Below are 19752 nucleotides of genomic sequence, written 5' to 3'. Positions count from 1 at the left end.
TTATAAAAAAATTATCTACGCTATCAACCGTTTATCCCTTCCCCCCGAAAATCAGTGGCGATGGGCAGCGCTGGAACCAGCGGCTGGCCTGTTCGTAGGCGTGGGCCAGTTGCAGGACGGCGAAGTCGGCCTGGTGTCGGCCGATGATCTGCAAGCCCATGGGCAGGCCGTTGGCATTGAAGCCGGCCTGCACGCTGGCCACCGGGCAGCCGGACAAGGTGCCGGGAATCACCACCTCCATCCAGCGGTGGTAGGTGTCCATGGCCACGCCTTCGATGTTGCGCGGCCAGGGTATGTTCTTGTCGAAGGGGAAGACCTGGGCGCTGGGCAGCAGCAGGTAGTCGAAGCGTTCGAACAGTTTTGAAATGGCGCGGTACCAGTCGCTGCGGATCACCGAGGCTTCGAACACCTGGCTGGCGCAGAGCTTGAGGCCGTTCTCCACTTCCCAGATGGCTTCCGTCTTGAGTTGTGAGCGCTTATGCGGGTCGGCATAGGCGCCGCCCAGGGACCCGGCGACCATCCAGTGGCGCAGGGTGCGCCAGCTGCTCCACAGGCGCTCGGGGGCGAAGTCGGGGCTGGCGGGTTCTACGCTGCAGCCCAGGCTGCGGAAATCGCCCAAGGCCTTTTCGCAGAGCTCCAGCAGGCCCTTTTCCATTGGCAGGTAGCCGTTGAAGTCCCCCAGCCAACCCAGGCGCGCACCCTTGAAGTCGCGCTCCAGCGGGGCGGCGAAGCCCTGGCCGGACTCGGCGATGGACAGCGGCGCCCGCGCATCGCCCCCGGCCTGCACCGACAGCAGCAGGGCCGCGTCGCGCACGCTGCGGGCCATGGGGCCTTCGTAGCCGAGCTGGTCGATGAACAGGTCGCTGCTGTCGTCGAAGGGCACCCGGCCCTGGGACGGGCGGAAGCCGAAGATGTTGTTGAAAGCCGCCGGGTTGCGCAGCGAACCCATCATGTCGCTGCCGTCGGCCACCGGTACCAGGTGCAGGGCCAGGGCTGCGGCGGCGCCGCCACTGCTGCCGCCGGCGGTCTTGCTCGGGTCATAGGCACAGCCGGTGGCGCCGAACAGCGGGTTGTAGGTCTGGGAGCCGAGGCCGAATTCCGGGGTGTTGCTCTTGCCGATCAGGATCGCCCCGGCGGCCTTGATCCGTTCCACCATGATGCCGTCGCGCTCTGGGATGAAATCCCGGTACAGCGGCGAACCCAGGGTGGTGCGGATGCCCCGGGTCAGGGACAGGTCCTTGATCGCGTGGGGCAGGCCGTGCATCCAGCCGCGATATTCGCCACGGGCCAGTTCGGCGTCGCGCCGGTCGGCCTCGGCCAGCAGGGCTTCGGCCGGTTGCAGGCTGACCAGGGCATTGACCAGGGGGTTGTAGTGCTCGATGTGGGCAAGGTAGGTCTGCATCACTTCCCGGCAGGAAACCTGACGCAGGCGGATACGCTCGGCGAGTTCATGGGCCTGAAGCAGGACCAGTTCGCTGGGGGGCTTGGCGATCATGGCAGGAGGGCCTTTCAAACGGCTTTAGAAACGCCCCGGCATCCAGGCCGGGGCGGCAAGTCAACGCTGCTCAGCGCATCAGGTTGGTCCACAGGCGGTCGGCAAGGCGGATTGCGCCTTCGCCACAGGTCTGGCTGAAGACCACCTTGGTACCCTCGGGAATGTGCAGCTCGGGAGCATCCTTCAACCCGGCGTCGAGGAAGGGTTCGACGCCCTTGATCGGGCTCTGGTGCTTGAGGAAGTTCTGGGTCATGGCAGCGTTCTCAGGCTGGCTGAGGAAGGCGATGAAGGCCTTGGCGTTCGCCGGGTTCTTGCTGCCCTTGGGGATGACCATGTTGTCCACCCAGGCCAGCACGCCTTCTTTCGGGTAGAGATATTTCAGGCCGGGCTTCATCTCCCGGGCGCGCATCGACGAGCCGCCCCAGAACATCGACATGTCGATTTCCCCGGCCGCCAGGTTCTCGCGGATCGCCCCGGCCTTGGAGCTGTAGGTCTTGACGAAGGGCTTCTGCGCCTTGAGCAGGCCAAGGATCTGCTGCATCTGCTTGGGGTCTTCGCTGCACAGTGGAATGTTCAGGTACAGGCTGGCCATGTCGATCACTTCGCTCACCGAGTCGAACATGTTGATCCGCCCCTGCAGCTCCGCTGGCGGCTCGTAGAGCACCTTGTAGCTGTCGCTCGGGCCTTTGTAGCGTTCGCCGTTGAGCACCACGCTGGTGGTGCCCCAGATGAAGGGCACCGAGTAGGCGCCTTCCGGGTCCCAGGTCGGGTTCTTCAGGTTGTCGACCACGCTGGCGTAATAGGGCTGCTTGGCCGGGTCGAAGCGCTCCAGCAACTGTTCCTTGATCAGGATCGGGATGAACTGGTGGGACGGGATCGCCACGTCATAACCGGTGCCGCCCTGTTTCAGCTTGGCCAGCAGGGTTTCGTTGGAGTCGTAGGAGTCCACCGTGACCTCGATACCGGTCTGCTTCTGGAACTTGGCGAGGATTTCCGGCGAAAAGTAGCCGCTCCAGCTCACGACGTTGAGTTTCTCGGCGGCCTGCACCGCCAGTGGCAGGCTCAGCAACAACGAGGTACCCAGGCTTGCGATCAACTTGCTCATGTCATTTCCCCAAGGTCAGTGGAAGGTTCAAGCGTGTTTCTTGCTCAGCAGATAAGAGAGGCTGACGAACAGCACCGAGACGCCGAGGATCAGCGTCGACACGGCATTGACGTCGGGTGTCACGCCCATGCGCAACAGGCCGAAGATGAAGATCGGCAGGGTGGTGGTGCCGGCCTGGGACACCATCATCGAGATCACGAAGTTATCCAGGGAGACGATGAAGGCCAGCATCAGCCCGGAGACGATCCCCGGCATCAGCAGCGGCAGGGTCACCTTGCGGAAGGTGCGCCAGGGGCCGGCGTACAGGTCTGCCGCCGCATGCTCCAGGGACAGGTCCATGTCGTTGAGGCGGGCGCGGATCGGCAAATAGGCGAAGGGGATGCAGAACACCGTGTGGGCGATGATCAGGTTGCCGTAGCCCAGGGACAGCCCCAGGGTGGAGAACAGCGCCAGGGTGGCCACGCCGACGACGATTTCCGGCAGCACCAGGGGCAGCATGATGGCGCCCATGGACAGTTGCAGGCCCTTGAACTTCGCCCCGCGTGAGGTGCCCAGGGCCGCCAGGGTGGCGATGGCGGTGGCCGCCATGCAGGCGCACACGGCGATCAGCAGGCTGTTGCCTGCCGCCTGGCGCAGGGCCTGGTTGGCGAACGCCGCGCGGTACCAGTCGAGGCTGAAGCCGCTCCACACCGTGGCCGACTGGTTGGCGTTGAAGGAGAACACCACCAGCACCAGGATCGGCGCGTAGAGGTACAGGTAGAACAGGAAGCTGAAACCGCCGAAGCCGGGAAAGTCCTGGACACCGAGGCCGTTGCGCTTGAACAGGCGGATCATCATGCACCCTCCTGAAGGGTTTTCTGGCGCTGGGCGCGCAGGGCGTAGACGGTCAGTACCAGCATCACCGCGGCCATCAGCACCAGCGACAGGGCTGCGCCGAAGGGCCAGTTACGGGCATCGCTGAACTGCCGGAAGATCAGGTTGCCAAGCATCATCCGGGTGCCGCCCCCCAGCAGTTCCGGGGCGATCATCGCCCCCAGGCAGGGCACGAAAGTCAGGATCGCCCCGGCGAAAATTCCCGGCTTGGCAATGGGCAGCACCACCTTGCGCAGGGTCCGAATGCGTCCGGCGTAGAGGTCCTGGGCCGCTTCCAGCAGGCGGGTGTCCATCTTTTCCAGGGTGGCGTAGATCGGCAGCACCACGAAGGGCGCGTAGGTGTAGACCAGCCCCAGCAGCACCGCACCGTCGGTATAGAGCAACTGCAACGGCTCGTGGATGACCCCCAGGCCCATCAGGCTGTTGTTGATCACCCCGGTGTTGCGCAGCAGCAGGATCCAGGCGTAGGTGCGGATCAACAGGTTGGCCCAGAACGGCACGGTGATCAGGAAGATCAGCAGGCCGCGGCGCTGCACTGGCTGCATGGCCAGCCACACCGCTACCGGAAAACCGATCAGCAGGGTGATCACCGTGGTCAGCCCGGCGATGCCGATCGAGCGCAGGGCGATCAGCAGGTAGGAGTCGGCGAAGGCCAGGCTGTCGTCCAGTTGCCGTTCGAACAGCAGGGAGGTGTAGGCGTCGCTGCTGAAGACCTTGTTCACCCCGCCGTAGGGGTTGGCTTCCATCAACGAATAGCCGATGACGATAAGGATCGGCACGATCAGGAACAGGCCGATGGCCACCAGGGCCGGGCTGACCCCGAGAAAGCTGCGCAGGGCCTTGCGCCGTTCCAGGTGCTGGGAAATCGAAGAAGCGTGCATGGCGAATCCTCGTGGTCAATCCAGCAGGACGCTGGCGCTGCCGCGTTCGAACAGCAGCCCGGCGCTGCTGCCTACGCTCAGGCGCGGGTGGTGTTCGAGGCTGTTGGGCGTGCGCACGGTGAGGCGTGTGCCGTCGCCGAGGCTGACCTGGTATTGCAGGTCGGTGCCCAGGTAGATCAGTGCTTCGATGCGGCACGCCAGGGCGCCTTGCGAGGCATCACCACGCAGGTGCAAGCGCTCGGGGCGCACCGACAGGGTGACCTGCTGGCCGACCTTGGCGGTGGTGCAGGGTTGCGCCGGCAGCGCCTGCCCGGCGGGCCCGCTGAACCAGGCCAGGCCCGCTTCGACACGGCTGACCGTGGCCGGGATGAAGTTGGTTTCACCGATGAAGTCGGCGACGAAGCGATTGCGCGGCTGCTCGTAGATTTCTTCCGGGCGACCCACCTGTTGCACTTCGCCTTCGGAGAGCACGGCGATGCGGTCGGACAGGGTCAGGGCTTCTTCCTGGTCGTGGGTGACGAAGATGAAGGTGATACCGGTCTTGGCCTGGATGGCCTTGAGTTCTTCGCGCATGGCCTGGCGCAGCTTGAGGTCCAGGGCCGACAGCGGCTCGTCCAGCAGCAGTACCTTGGGGTGGGGGGCCAGGGCCCGGGCCAGGGCGATGCGTTGCTGCTGGCCGCCGGACAGCTGGTTGGGCTTGCGCGCCGCAAAGCGCTCCATCTGCACCAGGGCCAGCATCTCGCGCACCCGCTCGGCGATCTGCGCCTTGCTCAATACCTGGCCCATAGGGCGCGATTCCAGGCCGAAGGCCAGGTTCTCGGCCAGGGTCATGTGGGGGAACAGTGCGTAATGCTGGAACACCGTGTTCACCGGGCGCTCGAAGGGCGGCCGGTCGGCGATGTTCTCGCCATAGAGAAGGATCTCGCCCTGGGTCGGGAACTCGAACCCGGCGATCATCCGCAAGAGGGTGGTCTTGCCACAGCCCGAGGGGCCGAGAAGGGTGAAGAATTCGTTGTCGCGGATATCCAGGTCGATGTTCTTCAGGGCCACCGGGCCGCTGTGTGGATCGCCGTAGACCTTGCGCACTGAACGGATGGACACCGCCAGCGTTTGCAGCGCATGCAGGGCATTCATGCCTTACCTCCGATTCCCCCATGAGCTGTCGTGCAGGCCATGGATCTTGTTTTTCTTGGGCAGGATCGAAATGTGTCGGGTGCGTGGAAAGCTTGTCTTTGCAGGCTTTGCGCGGGTTTTACCGGGTTCTGCTGGGGCTGATTATCAGTGAGGGGTTGCGGGGGCGAAACATCAATTTTAACATACCGGCTGTTAAAAAATTTAATAGCAAGAGGCGGGCGAAATCATGGTCGAGCAGCGTTTGCCACCGTTGAATGCAGTGCGTGCTTTTGATGCCGCCGCCCGTCTTGGCAGCTATGTCGAAGCCTCCAGGGCCTTGCATGTGACCCAGCCGGCCATCGGCCGCCACGTGAAGCTGCTGGAGGACTGGCTCGGGGTGCAGCTGTTCGAGCGCACGTCCCGCGGGGTGAACCTGACCCCGGCGGGGGAGAAGTACCACCGCAAGATCGCCGCCGCCCTGCAACTGATCATCGAGGCCGGGCGCGAGGTACAGCCCAGGGCTGCCGAGCGCTGGCTGCGGATCATGGTCGTGCCGGGGTTTGCCAAGCGCTGGCTGACCCCGCGCCTGGAGGCGCTGCGCCACGTGCGCCCGGGCCTGAAGTTCGCCATCGAGCCGAACTCGACCTTTAGCGAAGTGGATGCCAAGAGCAGCGACCTGGGGATCGCCTACGGCCTGGACGGGCAATACGCCGAGTCCCGGGTCAGCCTGATCTGCCCCCGGGTGTTTCCCATCTGCACCCCGGCCTACCTGGCCAGTATCGAGGTGATTCGCGAGCCGGCGGACCTGGCCCGCCATGAGTTGATCCACTTCGATGACGGCGAGTGGTGGAACATGTGGTTCGCCGCCAATGGCCTGGATATCCAGCTCACGTCCGACCTGATCTACGTGAACAACGACCATGCGCTGTCGGTGGCGGAAAGCGGCGGTGGTATTGCCCTGGCCAACGAAGTGCTGGTGCGCGAGGAGCTCAAGGCCGGCACCCTGGTGCGGGTGCTGGAAGACCAGGTGCAGCTGGAAAGCTACCGGGTGCTGACCCCGGCCAGCGAGTGGTCGGAGGACGTGGAATGGTTTATCCAGTGGCTCAAGGCCGAGCTGGAAGCGGATTTCCCCGAGGCGCGAATCGGGGTTCGTTAGCAAGCTAATGGGATGGCGCGACTGCACCGAAAAATGGCACATTGACGCACCTGCCCCTGTGCACCCACCCGTTGTACGGAAAATCCTATGGCTAGCAGCAACTCCCCGAGCGTCGCCGCGACGGCTTCCCCGGCTTCGCAAAGCAGTCCCCTGGTCCTGCGCATCATTGGTGCGGTGGCCCTGGCGCACCTGATCAACGACTTGATCCAGGCAGTGCTGCCGGCGATCTACCCGATGCTCAAGGACAGCTACGGCCTGACCTTCACCCAGGTCGGCCTGATTACCCTGACCTTCCAGCTGACCGCGTCGCTGTTGCAGCCCTGGGTCGGCTACTACACCGACCGCCGGCCTCAACCTTTCCTGCTGCCGGCGGGAATGATCTGCACCCTGATCGGCATCCTGATGATGTCCCAGGTCGGCAGCTTTCCCTTGATCCTGCTGGCAGCAGCATTGATCGGCATTGGCTCCTCGACCTTCCATCCGGAGGCTTCGCGGGTCGCGCGGCTGGCCTCGGGCGGGCGCTATGGCCTGGCCCAGTCGAGCTTTCAGGTCGGCGGCAATGCCGGCACCGCCTTCGGCCCCTTGCTGGCTGCGGCCATCATCATTCCCTACGGCCAGGGCAATGTGGCCTGGTTCGGCCTGTTCGCGCTGTTTGCCCTGGTGGTGCTGTACGCCATCAGCCGCTGGTATGCCAACCACCTGCGCCTGTACAAGCTCAAGCAGGGCCAGGCGGCGACTCACGGCCTGTCCAGGAACCGGGTGATCAGCGCCCTGGTGGTCCTCGGGCTGCTGGTGTTTTCCAAGTATTTCTACATGGCCAGCTTCACCAGCTACTTCACCTTCTACCTGATCGAGAAATTCGACCTGTCGGTGGCCAGCTCGCAACTGCATCTGTTCCTGTTCCTGGGAGCCGTGGCGGCGGGAACCTTCTTCGGCGGCCCGATCGGCGACAAGATCGGGCGCAAGGCAGTGATCTGGTTCTCGATCCTCGGGGTGGCGCCGTTCACTCTGTTGCTGCCCCATGTCGACCTGTTCTGGACCAGCGTCCTGAGCGTGGTGATCGGTTTTATCCTGGCCTCGGCATTCTCCGCCATCGTGGTGTACGCCCAGGAACTGGTGCCGGGCAACGTTGGCATGATCGCCGGGGTGTTCTTCGGCCTGATGTTCGGTTTTGGCGGGATCGGTGCGGCGCTGCTGGGGCACCTGGCGGACATTCATGGCATCGAGTATGTGTACTACCTGTGCTCGTTCCTGCCGCTGTTCGGGGTGCTGGCGATCTTCCTGCCGCGTACCCGCAAAGCCTGATGGCTTGAGGCGTGCTGGCGATAGAACGCCCGGGGTTCTGGCCCCGGGCTTTTTTTTGCCTGGGCTTCAGCCGCCCTGGCGGGTGTGCCCGGTGCCTTGGCGAAAGGCGTTGGGTGTCTGGCCGCCGAGGCGCTTGAAGAAGCGGGAAAAGTAGGTGGGGTCGCTGAAGCCCAGGTTGTCCGAGAGCTGGCTGATGCTGATGTTGGTGTAGATCAGGTTGCGCTTGGCCTCCAGCATCAGGCGCTGGTGGATGATCTGCAACGCGGTCTGCCCGGCCAGTTCCCGGCACAGGGTATTGAGGTGCACGCTGGACAGGCCGATGCGATGGGCCAGGGCTTCCACCGTCGGGTGCTCCTGGTAATGCTGCTCCACCAGCTTGATGAAGTGCCCCAGCAGTTGCTGGTTGCGCTCGCTGCGGTTGCTGGGCGTCACGTTCTGCTGGCGTCGGCGGCTGATCCACACCAGCAGTACGTTGACCAGCGAATGCAGCAGCAGGTCCCGCGCCGAGGCGCTGCCTTCGTACTCCTCCAGCAAGGTCTTGAACAGGCTGTTGAGGCGCTGCCGGTCACGGCCCACCGGGTAGCGCCCGGCCGCGGCCAGGACCGCCAGGGGCGCCCCCAGCTGGCTTTCCAGCTGGGCCACTAGCGGCGCACCCAGGGTCAGCACGTAGCCCTCGATGTTCTCGGAAAACTGAAAGCCGTGGACCATCAGCGGCGGCACCACCTGGATGGTTGCTTCGCGCACGTCCTCGCGGCGCCCTTCGACTTCCACCAGGGCCTGTCCGCTTTGCACATAGAGCAGTTGATACAGGTCGGCGTGGCGGTGCGGCTTGATCTCCCAGTGGTGCAGGCTGCTGCGCTTGGGGATGGATTCGCAGTGCAACAGGTCCGGAGTCGGCCAGGCCTGGTTTTCGCCGTAGAGCTTGAATACGGGGATGCTGGAGCGACTGGCTTTCATCGGGCGCGGCCCTGGGGGTGAGGGGTTGGAATGCTCGATAATCGAACGCTGTTTTCAAAAGTGCATTTTTACGGTGGTTAATCACCATTTTTTGCGATTTTTGTCGGCAAAAATGCAGGGGTACAACAATAACCATAAATTCCGGATTTCGCCTGCACGGTGACTGGAATGCCCTTATGAGACGACAACAATGAAAACTCAGGTTGCGATTATCGGCGCCGGACCTTCCGGCCTTCTGCTGGGCCAACTGCTGCACAAGGCCGGCATCGACACCGTGATTGTCGAGCGCCAGACCCCGGACTACGTGCTGGGCCGCATCCGTGCCGGTGTGCTGGAGCAGGGCACCGTGGACATGCTGCGCGAGGCCGGTGTGGCCCGCCGCATGGACGCTGAAGGCCTGGTCCATGAAGGGGTGGAGCTGCTGATGGGCGGCAAGCGCGTGCGCATCGACCTCAAGGCCCTGACCGGCGGCAAGACGGTGATGGTCTATGGCCAGACCGAAGTCACCCGCGACCTGATGGAGGCCCGCGCTGCCTGCGCAGCGCCGATCATCTATTCGGCGGACAAGGTGCAGCCCCATGACATGAAGGGCGCGCAGCCCTATATCACCTATGAAAAAGACGGCCAGCTACAGCGCATCGACTGCGATTACATCGCCGGCTGCGACGGTTTTCATGGCGTGGCACGCAAGAGCATCCCCGAAGACGTGCTGAGCCACTACGAGCGCGAATACCCCTTCGGCTGGCTGGGGCTGCTGTCCGATACCCCACCGGTCAATCACGAACTGATCTATGGGCAGCATGAACGTGGTTTCGTGCTGTGCAGCCAGCGCTCCCTGACCCGCAGCCGCTACTACCTGCAAGTGCCGCTGAGCGACAAGGTCGAGGACTGGTCCGACGAGCGCTTCTGGAACGAGCTCAAGGCCCGTCTGCCAGAAGAGGTGGCGGCTGACCTGGTGACCGGGCCAGCGCTGGAGAAAAGCATCGCGCCGCTGCGCAGCTATGTGGTGGAGCCCATGCAGTACGGCAAGCTGTTCCTGGTGGGGGACGCGGCCCATATCGTTCCGCCTACCGGTGCCAAGGGCCTGAACCTGGCGGCCTCCGATGTGTGCTACCTGTACCGGATCCTGGTCAAGGTCTACCGCGAAGGGCGTACCGAGCTGCTGGAAAAGTATTCCGAACTGGCCTTGCGCCGGGTGTGGAAGGGCGAACGCTTCAGCTGGTTCATGACCAATCTGCTGCACGATTTCGGCGACCGGCAGGATGCCTGGGACCACAAGATGCAGCAGGCCGATCGTGAATATTTCCTCAACTCCCACGCTGGCCTGGTGAACATTGCCGAGAACTATGTGGGCCTGCCTTACGAAGAAATCTGCTGAGCCCACGACCCTGAAGCGACCCGCATGCAGTGGGCCGTTTCAGGGCGCTGCCTGCAACGGGCGGCAAGCCGTAATGTAACAGTGCGGAAACATTCCTATTTATAAATGATATTCATTAGCATTACACTCCGATCCCTCTCTCCCTTGATGCACCATCCGGGTGCATTGAATCGACAAGGATCGTTTGTAATGAAAGTCAGCTCCTGCCTGTTCAATTCGCTTCTGCTCAGCGCCGGTGTCGGCCTGCTGGCCCCGCTGGCGCAGGCCGGCGATGCGGTTGAAGAGGCCAAGCCTGCATCGTTGGAACTGGATACCGCCTTTGTCACGGCTACTGGCGGCGCCACGGATCTCAAGGATGCCCCGGCCAGTGTCAGCGTCATCACCCGCGAGGAAATCGAGCGCCAGCCGGTCTATGACCTCAATACCCTGCTGCGCCGGGTGCCGGGGGTGACCGGTGGTTTCGGCCCGGTGGGCGAGCAGTCGAAGATCAAGCTGCGGGGGCTGGACGACAAGTACACGCTGATCCTGGTGGATGGCAAGCGGATCGGCAGTTCCGCGGACCTGAGTTATCGCCGCGACCTGGCGCGCCAGGACCTGAACTGGATCTCGCCGAACATGATCGAGCGCATCGAGATCGTCCGCGGGCCTATGTCGTCGCTGTATGGTTCGGACGCCATGGGCGGGGTGATCAATATCATCACCCGCAAGGTCTCGCGGACCTGGACCGGCTCGGCCAGCACCAATATCACCGTGCCCAAGGATTCCGACCGCGGCCAGACCACTCAGTACAGCGTGAATGCGGCAGGTCCGCTGACAGAATCCCTGGGGCTGCGCCTGGGGGCCAACGTCACGCGTCGGGCTGCGGATGAGGTAGAGGCGCGGCGCGATGCCCAGGGCGATTTCATGTACGACGATGGCGCGGGCGGCTCCAAGGATCAGAGCGTGAATGCACTGCTGGACTGGCAGATCAACCAGGAGCAGAGCCTGTCCTTCGAGGCGGTGCATGGCGTTGAGCATTCCTGGGCATCAAAGAAGACCTTTGGTGACTGGAGCGAGACCGTTGGTGGCGCCTTCGGCCCCAGCCGCCTGACCCGCGACAGCTACATTCTGTCCCATACCGGCGACTGGAGCTTTGGCACCTCGAAGCTCGATGCCTACCTGAACAAGTACCGCAACGACCTTGACCTGGGCAAAGCCAACTCGGAAGAGAAGATCGTCGAGGGCAGCCTGAATATTCCCTTCCAATTGCTGTTGGACCAGCGCCTGACGGTGGGCGGGCAATGGAAGCGTGAAGAGCTGACCAACACCGATACCCTGGGCACGGTACCCGTGGATTATCAGGGCGCGCCGGTCAGTGGCTCGACCTTGAAGGGCGATTACTCGGCGGCCTTTATCGAGGATGAACTGTTCCTGCTGGACAACCTGTCCCTGACCCTGGGCAACCGCTTCGACCACAGCGACAAGTACGGTAACCACAACAGCCCGCGGGCGTATGTGGTCTATCACCCGCACCCGGACTGGACCGTGCGTGGCGGTGTTTCCAAGGGTTTTCGTGCGCCAAGCCTGAAGGAGGGCAGTGCGGGGGCGGCTACCGAATCCGCAGGTCGGGGCTGTGGTTCGTTACGGCCGTTGGGCTATGTCACTGGTAGTTGCTGGATGGCGGGCAATCCGAACCTGACACCGGAAACCAGCACCAACAAGGAAATCGGCCTTTCGTTCGACCACGATGGCTGGGAAGCGGGCCTGACCTACTTCCACACCGATTTCACCGACAAGATCGAATACGGCCCGTTGGGCCAGTACCAGGGCCGCTGGTGGACCATGCTGGAAAACGTCGACAAGGCCCGTACCCGTGGCTGGGAAGGCACCGCCCGGGTTCCGCTGGGCGACTCCGTGAACTGGCGCACCAACGCCACCTACATGCTGGAAAGCAAGAACCTGTCCACCGGTGAAGACCTGATCAGTTCACCCAAACTGTCGGCATTCAGTGCGCTGGACTGGCAGGTCACCGACCGTCTGAGCACCGAGCTTTCGGCTCAGCACGTCGGCAAGCAGCGGGGCCTGGGCAATGATTTCGTGCAGTCCTACACCACCTACGACCTGACGGCAAACCTGGCGCTGACCAAGTGGCTGACCCTGAATGGCGGCGTGCAGAACCTGCTGGATAAAGACCTGCGGGATGGATCGACCAACTTCTACGTGCCCGGGCGGGCGTTCTTCGCGGGGGCGACCACTTACTTCTGAGGCCGCTGGATGTAGCGGGGGGAATCAGCCCCATTGCGCGGCAATGGGGCTGAAGGGGCATTACACGTTGAAGCGGAAGTGCATCACGTCGCCGTCCTTGACGATGTATTCCTTGCCTTCCAGGCGCCATTTACCGGCTTCCTTGGCTCCGGCTTCACCCTTGAACTGGATGAAGTCGTTGTAGGCGATGACTTCGGCGCGGATGAAGCCTTTTTCGAAGTCGGTGTGGATCACCGCGGCCGCTTGGGGCGCGGTAGCACCGACACGCACGGTCCAGGCGCGGACTTCCTTCACACCTGCGGTGAAGTAGGTCTGCAGGTTGAGCATTTCGTAGCCGGCGCGGATCACCCGGTTCAGGCCGGGCTCTTCCAGGCCCAGGGCCTCGAGGAACATGTCCTTTTCTTCGCCGTCTTCAAGTTCGGCGATTTCCGCTTCGATCTTGTTGCACACCGGCACCACCATGGCGCCTTCTTCTTCGGCGATGGCCTTGACCACGTCCAGCAGCGGGTTGTTCTCGAAGCCGTCTTCGGCAACGTTGGCGATGTACATCACCGGCTTGGTGGTCAGCAGGTGGAAGCCGCGGATGATCAGCTTCTCGTCGGCGCTCATGTCCTTCATCAGGCTGCGGGCTGGCTTGCCTTCGGTGAAGTGGGCGATCAGCTGTTCCAGCAGGGCTTTCTGGGCCACGGCATCCTTGTCACCGCCCTTGGCGTTGCGGGCGACTTTCTGCAGTTGCTTCTCGCAGCTGTCGAGGTCGGCAAAGATCAGTTCCAGGTCGATGATTTCGATGTCGCGCTTGGGATCGACGCTGTTGGACACGTGGATCACGTTGTCGTCTTCGAAGCAGCGGACCACATGGGCGATGGCGTCGGTTTCGCGGATGTTGGCCAGGAACTTGTTGCCCAGGCCTTCACCTTTCGAAGCACCGGCCACCAGGCCGGCGATGTCGACGAACTCCATGGTGGTGGGCAGCACGCGCTCGGGCACGACGATGGCGGCCAGGGCGTCCAGGCGCGGGTCGGGCATCGGCACGATACCGCTGTTGGGCTCGATGGTGCAGAAGGGGAAGTTCTCGGCCGCGATCCCGGATTTGGTCAGGGCGTTGAACAGGGTGGACTTGCCGACGTTAGGCAGGCCGACGATGCCGCAATTGAATCCCATGGTGTATTCCCCGAGGAGTAGAGTCAGGCCTTCTGGCTGTGCAGGTTTTTCATCGCGCGGTTCCATTCACCGGCGAAGATATCCGGCAGCACGCCGAGGGCAAAATCGATGCTGGCATCGAGTTTTTCCTGTTCGGCGCGTGGCGCACGACCCAGGACAAAGTTTGAAACCATACTGGCAACGCCCGGATGGCCGATGCCGAGCCGCAGGCGGTGAAAGGTATTCTGATTACCGAGCTGCGCGATGATGTCCCGCAGTCCGTTGTGCCCGCCATGGCCGCCGCCGGTCTTGAGCTTGGCGACGCCTGGCGGCAAGTCGAGTTCGTCGTGGGCCACCAGGATCTCTTCCGGCTTGATGCGGAAGAAGCCGGCAAGCGCCGCCACGGCCTGGCCGCTGCGGTTCATGTAGGTGGTGGGAATCAACAGACGAATGTCCTGACCCTGGTGACTGAAGCGCCCGGTCAGGCCGAAATATTTGCGATCGGCGACAAGGTTGATCCCTTGTTTTTCGGCGATGCGCTCAACAAAAAGGGCCCCTGCGTTATGCCGGGTCTGTTCGTATTCGGTGCCTGGATTACCCAGGCCAACGATCAGTTTGATGGCAGTCACGATAGGGGCCCTTCTTTGGAGTGGTGGATGACATCGCCGCAACCGGTGCTACGGCGAAAGTGGACGACAAGAGCTGGGTTGCCTTGCGGCAAACTTCGCGTTCTCGCCCGCTTTCTCGCTACGTTCCAGTCCGCGATGTACTCCGCTTAACTCCCGCGTCAGAGTGAATTACTCTGCAGCGCCTTCTGCAGCTTCTGGAGCAACACGTGGAGCGTGGACGTTGGCTACTGCCAGGTCGTTGCCGTGTGCCAGGGCCACGAATTCAACGCCCTTAGGGGCCTTGATGTCGGACAGGTGAACAATGGTGCCGATTTCAGCGTCAGCCAGGTCGACTTCGATGAACTCAGGCAGGTCTTTGGGCAGGCAGGAAACTTCGATTTCCGCGATGACGTGCGAGATCTCGCCGCCTTTCTTGACCGGAGCAGCTTCGTTGATGAAGTGCACTGGAACGATGGCGGTCAGTTTCTGACCAGCAACCACGCGAACGAAGTCAGCGTGCATCACGTGGCCTTTGGCCGGGTGACGTTGCAGGGCCTTGATCACGACGTTCTGCTTGGTGCCACCAACGTTCAGTTCGATGATGTGGCTGTAGGCAGCTTCGTTTTCCAGCAGCTTGGCAACTTCTTTGGCCAGCATGCTGATGGATTCAGGGGCTTTGTCGCCACCGTAAACTACAGCTGGAACCAGGCTTGCGAGACGACGCAGGCGGCGGCTCGCACCTTTCCCCAGGTCGGAACGCACTTCAGCATTCAGAGTAAAATCGTTCATGTTGTATCTCCAAAATAACCACACTCGCCCCAGCGTTTGCGACCAGCGCTAAAGGCGATATGGGCAAAAAAGCCCCGTCCCAACACAGGTTGGGACGGGGCGCTTTTCGTCATCGGGATGTTCTGCCAGGGACGGGCCCTAGCGGAACATCGCGCTGATCGATTCTTCGTTGCTGATACGGCGAACCGCCTCGGCAACTACCGGTGCGATATCCAGTTGACGGATACGCGCACAGGCTTGTGCTGCAGCGGACAGCGGGATGGTGTTGGTCACCACCAGCTCGTCCAGCACGGAATTTTCAATGTTCTCGATGGCCCGACCCGACAGCACAGGGTGTGTGCAGTAGGCAAAGACCTTGGCTGCGCCATGCTCTTTCAGGGCCTTGGCCGCGTGGCACAGGGTGCCGGCGGTATCGACCATGTCATCGACCAGAATGCAGGTGCGCCCTTCGACGTCGCCGATGATATGCATCACTTCGGAGTGATTGGCTTTCTCACGACGCTTGTCGATGATCCCGAGATCAACGCCCAGGGACTTGGCCACGGCACGTGCACGCACGACGCCGCCAATGTCCGGGGACACGATCATCAGGTTCTCGAAACGCTGATCTTCGATGTCATCCACCAGAACCGGGGAGCCGTAGATGTTATCTACCGGAATATCGAAGAAGCCCTGAATCTGGTCAGCATGCAGATCAACCGTGAGAACACGGTCGATGCCGACTACGGTGAGCATGTCAGCGACGACTTTCGCGCTGATAGCCACACGTGCGGAACGCGGACGGCGATCCTGACGGGCATAACCAAAATAAGGAATAACAGCAGTGATACGAGTAGCTGAGGAACGGCGGAAGGCGTCGGCCATCACCACGAGTTCCATCAGGTTATCGTTGGTCGGAGCGCAAGTCGGCTGAATAATGAAGACGTCTTTACCGCGGACATTTTCATTGATCTCGGCAGTAATTTCGCCGTCGGAAAACTTTCCAACAGAGATGTCACCGAGAGGGATATGCAGCTGACGTACGACACGCCGAGCCAGATCGGGGTTAGCGTTCCCCGTAAAGACCATCATCTTGGACACGCGCAGTACCTGAAGGCTGAGGGTATACCTGGATGAGTATAGGAAAATGGCAGGGGCGGCTGGATTCGAACCAACGCATGGCAGGATCAAAACCTGCTGCCTTACCGCTTGGCGACGCCCCTGTATCTGTTGCTTCGAATGCCTTGCACTCGGTTCCTTTAGAGCAGACTTTGCAGCTTGCGATGCAACATCGAAACGTTGCTTCCTTTGGCTACAAACCCTGTAAGGGTCTCTGTAAGAAGGGCCGAGACTTTATCAGCTTCAGCTTTGCTTGGGAAGCCCCCAAACACACAACTTCCAGTTCCAGTCAGTTTTGCTTCGGTAAATTTACCTAGCAAATTCAATGCGTTACGTACTTCTGGATAACGCCTTGCGACTACCGGAAGGCAGTCGTTTCTGCTGTTTCCCTTGGGAACGGGGCGCACTTTAATGGGCGCGGTGTTCCGTGTCAACAAAGGATCTGAAAAAATTTCTGCTGTACTAACAGACACTTGCGGGACCAGTACCAGATACCAGGGTTCTTCGGGATATTCAGGGGTCAGTTTTTCCCCCACACCTTCGGCGAAGGCAGCATGCCCGCGGACGAAAACCGGAACATCGGCGCCCAGGGTCAGCCCCAGTGCGGCCAGTCGGTCTTCGTCCCAGCCCAGTTGCCACAAGTGATTGAGGCCCAGCAGGGTGGTGGCGGCATTCGAACTGCCGCCGCCGATGCCGCCGCCCATGGGCAGGACCTTGTCGATCCAGATGTCGATGCCCTGGGTGCAACCCGATTGTTCCTGGAGTTTCTTCGCCGCCTTGACGATCAGGTTGCTGTCGTGGGGCACGCCTTCGAACGCGGTGTGCAGGCGAATCACGCCGTCATCGCGCAGGGCGAAAGTGATTTCATCGCCGTAGTCGAGAAACTGGAACAGGGTCTGCAGCTCGTGATAGCCATCTTCACGGCGACCGAGGATGTGCAGCATCAGATTGAGTTTGGCCGGGGAGGGCAGGGTCAGTTTTTCCACGGACATTTCATTGCCCCAGCTTGCGCGGCAGCCATTCCTTGATCACCAGGGTGACGTCAAGGTCGCTGCCGTGCAGTTTGATCCGCTCGGGCAGCCAATAGCCGTTCTGCTGCGAGTAGCTGCTGTATTCCACCTGCCAGCCATCTTGCTCCAGGCTCGCCAGATGGCTGTCGCCGTCCAGGGTCAGGCGGCTTTTGCTGTCGGGCGCGGGCAGGCCGCGAACCCACCAGGCCAGGTGCGAGACCGGCAGCTTCCAGCCCAGCTGTTCTTCCAGCAGGGTTTCCGGGCTTGCGGATTCATAGCGACCCTGGTTGGCCACTTCCAGGCTGACCTGGCCGGGACGACCGGTGAGTCGTGCGGCGCCACGGCCCAGCGGGCCTGACAGGCGGATGTCGTAGTAGTCCTGGCGTTGCAGCCAGAACAGCGTGCCGCTGCCGGAATCCTTGGGGGCACGAATGCCGATCTTGCCGTTGATCTGCCAGCCGTCGAGGCCGGTCAGTTGATCCTTGTGCAAGCGCCATTGCGCAGGGTTGCCCTGGCCCTGGACGGACTCGCGGGCACCGAAGCCGGCGCAGCCGGCCAGCAGGGCGATAAAGCTGAAAACAATAAAGTGGCGCAAAAACATGGTCTTAAAGAGTCTCTGATCCGGTCAGGCGTTTGATGGTGCCGCGTAGCACGGGGCTGTCGGGCTGATCCTTGAGGAACTTGCTCCAGATCTGCTTGGCCTCGCGCTGCTTGCCGTTGTTCCACAGCACTTCACCCAGGTGCGCCGCCACTTCCTGATCGGGGAAGCGTTCCAGGGCCTGGCGCAGCAGACGTTCGGCTTCGTCCAGGTTCCCCAGGCGGAAATTCACCCAGCCCAGGCTGTCGAGGACGGCCGGGTCTTCCGGAGTCAGCTGGTGGGCTTGCTCGATCAGGGTCTTGGCTTCGGCATAGCGTGTAGTGCGGTCAGACAAGGTGTAGCCCAGGGCGTTCAATGCCATGGCATTGTCCGGTTCGCGCTGGATGATCAGGCGCAGATCCTTTTCCATCTGCGCCAGGTCATTGCGTTTTTCCGCCTGCATGGCGCGGGTGTACAGCAGGTTCATGTCGTCGGGGTATTGCTGCAGGGCCTGCTGGATGACTTTCCAGGCGCGCTCGCCCTGGTTGTTCGCCGACAGGGTCTCGACTTCGATCAGGTACAGCTGGATGGCGTAGTCGGGTTGGGCGTCGCGGGCCGCCACCAGGCGTTTTTGCGCCTCGTCGGTGCGGCCGTTGTTCATCAGGATATCGGCCTGGCGCAACTGTGCGGGCAGGTAGTCATTGCCCGGGCCGACCTGGCCGTATTCGATCAAGGCCCCTTGCGGGTCGTTGAGCTCTTCGGCGATCCGGCCCAGGTTCAGGTGCGCGGAATCTTCGTGGCTTTCACGGGCAATCAGGTCTTCCAGGTAGCCCTTGGCTTCTTCCCAGGCCTTGGCCTCCAGGCAGACGAGTGCCAGGGAATAGCGCAGTTCGTCATCTTCCGGATATTGCTGGACCAGACTGGAGAACTGGGTCTTGGCATCCTCCATGCGGTCCTGTTCCACCAGCATGCGGGCGTAGGTCAGGCGCAGGCGCTTGTCGTCCGGGTACTTGCGGATGCTTTTTTCCAGCAGCGGCAGGGCTTCTTTACCGCGGTTCAGGCTTTGCAGCAGGCGGGCGCGCAGCAGCAATGGCGCAACTTCGCCGTCTTCCGGTGGGTTCTGTTCCAGCAGGGCCAGGGCTTCCTTGGCGTCGCCGTCCTGTTGCATGAGCAAGGCCTTGCCGAAAATCAACTGGCTGTTGTGCGGGTGTTTCTGCAGCAGGCGGTCGAAGCTTTTCATCAGGCCGTTGCGCGTGTCCTGGTCGGTATCGGCTGCGGACAGGGCAAGAAAGTCGAAGTGGGTATCGCCCTTGCCTTGCAGGACCTTCTCCATATAGACCATCGAGTCGTCATAGCGCCCGGCCCGGGCCAGCTGGATCGCGGCGGCTCGCTGCGCTTCCAGGTCGTCGGGGGCGTTTTTCGCCCAGATCAGCGACGTGTCCAGGGCAGCCTGGTCGGCGCCCAGGTACTCGGCGATGCGAAAGGCCCGCTCGGAGATGCCCGGATCCTGGGTGTTGATGGCCTGGGTCACGTAGTTGTCCAGGGCAATGTCGAAACGATTGCGCTGGCCCGCGAGTTCAGCGCTCAGCAGGCTGAAGACGGTGTCTTCGCTGAACGAGGAATAGACCTTGGGCTTTTCAGGGGCGGAGGTGCTGTCTTCCACCGGCGACGTAGCGTCCGATGAAACGGGTGCCAGAGATTGGCAACCGCTGAGGAAGACAAAGGCGAGGAGCAACGCGGAAGATCTATTCATATAGGAAGAGGGCGACTAACCTGCGGTCGGATCATCATGACACAAGCCTTCGGCCAAACATAACCGAGACTCAACGGGATGCCAGAACAGAGGCAGTCTATTAGTTTCTGCGCGAAAACTGCCTGCGCTTCGACCATGCTGCGCGCTGGGCGGCCTTGGCGCTACGCAGAAACAGGCTCGAAATGCTCATTTAGGCCCCTAAACTCCGCTTCCTCGCCTGTTTTCGCCTTGCCTGATCTTCGCTCGGCGAGTTTTGGCACAAAACTAGGA

At 62.0% G+C, this 19752-nt stretch carries 17 protein-coding genes and 1 tRNA gene; 4 read left to right on the top strand and 14 right to left on the bottom strand.

Annotated elements, in window-relative coordinates; translation table 11 throughout:
• Positions 1-31: 31 nt before the first annotated feature.
• The 5 genes from AC1RL5_RS25680 to AC1RL5_RS25660 form a co-directional block, all read right to left on the bottom strand.
• On the bottom strand, positions 32-1495 hold the full coding sequence (locus AC1RL5_RS25680; RefSeq protein ID WP_072450948.1) for an amidase: 1464 nt from the start codon (positions 1493-1495) through the stop codon (positions 32-34).
• 70 nt (positions 1496-1565) lie between these two features.
• Positions 1566-2600, bottom strand: coding sequence for an ABC transporter substrate-binding protein (locus AC1RL5_RS25675; RefSeq protein WP_011063422.1), 1035 nt, complete (start codon positions 2598-2600; stop codon positions 1566-1568).
• Positions 2601-2627: 27 nt separating this feature from the next.
• Positions 2628-3437 (bottom strand): ABC transporter permease, encoded by an 810-nt coding sequence (locus AC1RL5_RS25670; protein WP_492589892.1) that lies wholly within the window; start codon positions 3435-3437, stop codon positions 2628-2630.
• Positions 3434-4354 (bottom strand): ABC transporter permease, encoded by a 921-nt coding sequence (locus tag AC1RL5_RS25665; RefSeq protein ID WP_041119859.1) that lies wholly within the window; start codon positions 4352-4354, stop codon positions 3434-3436. The genes AC1RL5_RS25670 and AC1RL5_RS25665 overlap by 4 nt, the downstream gene beginning before the upstream one ends.
• A 15-nt stretch (positions 4355-4369) precedes the next feature.
• Complete coding sequence (locus AC1RL5_RS25660; protein WP_041119858.1) at positions 4370-5488, bottom strand: ABC transporter ATP-binding protein; 1119 nt, start codon at positions 5486-5488, stop codon at positions 4370-4372.
• Positions 5489-5714: 226 nt separating this feature from the next.
• Between AC1RL5_RS25660 and AC1RL5_RS25655 the strand changes: the two genes are divergently transcribed.
• Positions 5715-6623: a LysR substrate-binding domain-containing protein gene (locus AC1RL5_RS25655; RefSeq protein WP_093408147.1), complete on the top strand. Its 909-nt coding sequence runs from the start codon at positions 5715-5717 to the stop codon at positions 6621-6623.
• An 87-nt stretch (positions 6624-6710) separates the two neighbouring features.
• Positions 6711-7928: an MFS transporter gene (locus AC1RL5_RS25650; RefSeq protein ID WP_011063417.1), complete on the top strand. Its 1218-nt coding sequence runs from the start codon at positions 6711-6713 to the stop codon at positions 7926-7928.
• 66 nt (positions 7929-7994) lie between these two features.
• On the opposite strand, the gene AC1RL5_RS25645 is transcribed toward AC1RL5_RS25650, so the two are convergent.
• Complete coding sequence (locus tag AC1RL5_RS25645) at positions 7995-8885, bottom strand: helix-turn-helix domain-containing protein (RefSeq protein WP_015636982.1); 891 nt, start codon at positions 8883-8885, stop codon at positions 7995-7997.
• Between the two features lie 190 nt (positions 8886-9075).
• Between AC1RL5_RS25645 and pobA the strand changes: the two genes are divergently transcribed.
• Complete coding sequence (pobA, locus tag AC1RL5_RS25640) at positions 9076-10263, top strand: 4-hydroxybenzoate 3-monooxygenase (RefSeq protein WP_072450946.1); 1188 nt, start codon at positions 9076-9078, stop codon at positions 10261-10263.
• 189 nt (positions 10264-10452) lie between these two features.
• On the top strand, positions 10453-12507 hold the full coding sequence (locus tag AC1RL5_RS25635; protein ID WP_492589890.1) for a TonB-dependent receptor domain-containing protein: 2055 nt from the start codon (positions 10453-10455) through the stop codon (positions 12505-12507).
• A 60-nt stretch (positions 12508-12567) separates the two neighbouring features.
• Here AC1RL5_RS25635 and ychF read toward each other — a convergent pair whose 3' ends face one another.
• The 8 genes from ychF to AC1RL5_RS25595 form a co-directional block, all read right to left on the bottom strand.
• Entirely contained in the window at positions 12568-13668 is a 1101-nt protein-coding gene (gene ychF, locus AC1RL5_RS25630; RefSeq protein ID WP_015636980.1) for a redox-regulated ATPase YchF, read from the bottom strand.
• A 23-nt stretch (positions 13669-13691) separates the two neighbouring features.
• Entirely contained in the window at positions 13692-14276 is a 585-nt protein-coding gene (pth, locus tag AC1RL5_RS25625; RefSeq protein WP_011063412.1) for an aminoacyl-tRNA hydrolase, read from the bottom strand.
• 168 nt (positions 14277-14444) lie between these two features.
• Complete coding sequence (locus AC1RL5_RS25620; protein WP_011063411.1) at positions 14445-15044, bottom strand: 50S ribosomal protein L25/general stress protein Ctc; 600 nt, start codon at positions 15042-15044, stop codon at positions 14445-14447.
• Positions 15045-15182: 138 nt separating this feature from the next.
• Entirely contained in the window at positions 15183-16124 is a 942-nt protein-coding gene (locus AC1RL5_RS25615; protein WP_003171603.1) for a ribose-phosphate pyrophosphokinase, read from the bottom strand.
• Positions 16125-16171: 47 nt separating this feature from the next.
• A tRNA-Gln gene (locus AC1RL5_RS25610) sits at positions 16172-16246 on the bottom strand.
• A gap of 36 nt (positions 16247-16282) precedes the next feature.
• A complete protein-coding gene (gene ispE, locus AC1RL5_RS25605; RefSeq protein WP_019095036.1) occupies positions 16283-17134 on the bottom strand; it encodes a 4-(cytidine 5'-diphospho)-2-C-methyl-D-erythritol kinase in 852 nt (283 codons plus the stop codon).
• Between the two features lies 1 nt (position 17135).
• Positions 17136-17753 (bottom strand): lipoprotein insertase outer membrane protein LolB, encoded by a 618-nt coding sequence (lolB, locus tag AC1RL5_RS25600; protein ID WP_019095037.1) that lies wholly within the window; start codon positions 17751-17753, stop codon positions 17136-17138.
• A gap of 4 nt (positions 17754-17757) precedes the next feature.
• Positions 17758-19482 (bottom strand): tetratricopeptide repeat protein, encoded by a 1725-nt coding sequence (locus AC1RL5_RS25595; RefSeq protein WP_011063408.1) that lies wholly within the window; start codon positions 19480-19482, stop codon positions 17758-17760.
• Between the last annotated feature and the right edge of the window lie 270 nt (positions 19483-19752).

The organism is Pseudomonas sp. GW822-FHT06D10, assembly GCF_058799535.1.
This window is presented reverse-complemented; position numbering and strand designations above follow the sequence as displayed.